This window comes from Halomonas sp. ND22Bw, from assembly GCF_003011945.1.
Lineage (GTDB): Bacteria > Pseudomonadota > Gammaproteobacteria > Pseudomonadales > Halomonadaceae > Halomonas > Halomonas halophila.
Map to the genome: position 1 here is coordinate 1 of NZ_PXWD01001400.1, position 251 is coordinate 251.

Below are 251 nucleotides of genomic sequence, written 5' to 3' on the forward strand. Positions count from 1 at the left end.
CTTGAGCTCCGACAGCGTCGCGCCGCCCCGGACGATGCGCAGCGTCGTCGGCGCATCGGCCGTCGTGGGGTCGAAGTACCAGCCCCGGAAATTGTCCGGCGCCAGGGTGTCGATGTTGTAGCGCGGCTGGCTGCTCCAGGTGCCGAATTCGAGCGTCATCTTGCCCGCCTGGATGCCGAGGCGATGCGGCTTGCCATCGAGCGCGCGCGGCGGCAGCGGCAGCGAGACGCCGTTCCAGCCCGCCTGTCCGG

Annotated in this window: 1 protein-coding gene; it reads right to left on the reverse strand. The window is 70.9% G+C overall.

Going from position 1 to position 251, the window contains the following annotated elements; all coding sequences use genetic code 11:
* Positions 1–251: hypothetical protein (locus CVH10_RS26250; protein WP_181244714.1), on the reverse strand; the 251-nt coding region annotated here is incomplete at both ends.